The sequence below is a fragment of the Erythrobacter donghaensis genome, from assembly GCF_001557325.1.
Taxonomy (GTDB): Bacteria; Pseudomonadota; Alphaproteobacteria; order Sphingomonadales; family Sphingomonadaceae; genus Erythrobacter; species Erythrobacter donghaensis_B.
This window is the reverse complement of sequence record NZ_LSJS01000103.1, coordinates 1-2,287: the sequence shown is the minus strand read 5'-3', so window position 1 is coordinate 2,287 and position 2,287 is coordinate 1. Positions and strand designations below refer to the sequence as shown.

The window sequence follows — 2,287 nt, the reverse complement described above, 5'->3', positions numbered from 1 at the left end:
ATCCTCCCCTTCAGGGGAGGGGGACCACCGAAGGTGGTGGAGGGGCAGGCACGGCGGCTCAAGCGGGTGAGGGGGTCGGAACAACCGCACCTGCCCCTCCACCACCCTGCGGATGGTCCCCCTCCCCCGGTGGGGGAGGAACAGAGTGGTCCCTGCGTGTCCTCTACGGTCCCCACGGCGCGCCCGACTTCTTCACGCCAGCGGACATCGCCGCCTTCCTCGAAGCCGAATGGCAGGTGCACTACAACTCCAACCGCACCGGCGTGCGGCTCGTCGGCCCCAAGCCCGAATGGGCGCGGCGCGACGGGGGGGAGGCGGGGCTGCACCCCTCGAACATCCACGACAATCCCTACGCCATCGGCGCGGTCGACTTCACCGGGGACATGCCGATCATCCTCGGCCCCGACGGGCCCTCGCTCGGCGGCTTCGTGTGCCCCTTCACCGTGATCGCCGAGGACCGCTGGAAGATCGGGCAGCTGAGCCCCGACGACCGCGTGCGCTTCGTGCCCGTCAGCATCGCCGATACCGCTGCGCCCCGCGCCATTGCCGACCTCTCGCCGATCCTCGCCGAACTCCCCGCCACCGCCACCCGCCCGCGCACCACCTACCGCCAGCAGGGCGACCGCAACATCCTCGTCGAATATGGCGAGATCGTGCTCGATATCGAGCTGCGCATCCGCATCCACGCGCTGATGCAGGCGCTCGAGGCGATGCAGCTTCCCGGCGTGATCGACATCACCCCCGGCATCCGCTCGCTGCAATTGCATTTCGATGGAGCCTTGCTCGATCAGGCCGGCGCGCTCGCCGCGCTGATGCGGGCCGAGGAGGCAATGGGCGACCTTGCCGACTTCGAGGCCCCCTCGCGCATCGTCCACCTGCCGCTGAGCTGGCGCGATCCCGCCACGCAGGAGACCATCGACAAGTATATCGCCGCGGTGCGCGACGATGCGCCGTGGTGCCCCGACAACATCGAGTTCATCCGCCGCATCAACGGGCTCGCCGATGCCAAGGCGGTCGAGGACCTGATCTTCGATGCAAGCTACCTCGTGCTCGGCCTTGGCGACGTCTATCTCGGTGCTCCGGTCGCCACCCCGGTCGATCCGCGCCACCGCCTCGTCACCACCAAGTACAACCCGGCGCGCACCTGGACCCCGCCCAACGTGGTCGGGATCGGCGGGGCCTACATGTGCATCTACGGGATGGAGGGGCCGGGCGGCTATCAGCTGTTCGGGCGCACCATCCAGGTGTGGAACACGCACCGGCAGGAGGGCGCCTTCACCGAGGGCAAGCCCTGGCTGCTCAGGTTCTTCGACCAGATCCGCTTCTTCCCGGTCAGCGCCGAGGAGCTCGCCGAGTGGCGGCGCGACTTCCCGCATGGGCGGCGCGCGATCCGCATTGAAGAAACCACCTTCCGCCTCGCCGACTACCGCGCCTTCTTGGCCGACAACGCCGACAGCATCACCGCTTTCGAGGCGACCCGTCAGGCCGCCTTCGATGCCGAGCGCGCCGCCTGGGAAGCCTCGGGCGAGTTCGACCGTGTCAGCGCGCTGCTCGGTGCGGACGCGGGCGCGGGCGAGGCGGCGGCGGTCGAGGTGCCCGAGGGCGCGGACCTGATCGAAGCCCCCTTCGGCGGGAGCGTGTGGAAGCTGCTCGTCAGCCCGGGCGACACCGTGGCCGAGGGCGAGGTGATCGCGGTGATCGAGGCGATGAAGATGGAATGCCCGTTCGAGGCTCCGGCGAGCGGCACGGTCGAGGCGGTCTATATCGCCGAGAGCCAGTCGCTGCACCCCGGCGCGCCGATGCTGGCGCTGCGGAGGGCCTCATGAGCGCCTTCACCCGCCTCGGTGCCGGGGCCATCGCCGGGGCCGTCAACAGCGGCGCGACCACCGCGCTCGCCGTGATGGAGGACACGCTCGCGCGGCTCGCCGCCTATGACGCGCACCAGCCGCAGCTGTGGATTTCGCGCGCCGATCCGGCCGCCTTGCGCGCTGCGGCAGAGGCCATCGACGCGCGCGTCGCCGCGGGCGAGCGCCTGCCGCTGGCGGGCGTGCCCTATGCGGCGAAGGACAATATCGATGTTCTCGGGCTCGAGACCACCGCCGCCTGCCCCGCCTTCGCCTACCGGCCCGAGCGCTCGGCCACGGTGATCGAGCGGCTCGAGGCGGCAGGCGCGATTTGCGTCGGCAAGACCAACCTCGACCAGTTCGCGACCGGGCTGGTCGGCACGCGCAGTCCCTACGGCATTCCGCGCAACCTGTCTCTTATACACATCTCCGAGCCCACGAGA

The 2,287-nt window shown here is 70.1% G+C and carries 2 protein-coding genes; both read left to right on the top strand.

Annotated elements, in window-relative coordinates; translation table 11 throughout:
• On the top strand, positions 1-1,826 hold a 1,826-nt coding region (locus tag AX692_RS05730; protein WP_230961038.1), incomplete at its 5' end, for a carboxyltransferase domain-containing protein.
• On the top strand, positions 1,823-2,287 hold a 465-nt coding region (locus tag AX692_RS05725; RefSeq protein WP_269143354.1), incomplete at its 3' end, for an amidase family protein. The genes AX692_RS05730 and AX692_RS05725, both read left to right, overlap by 4 nt.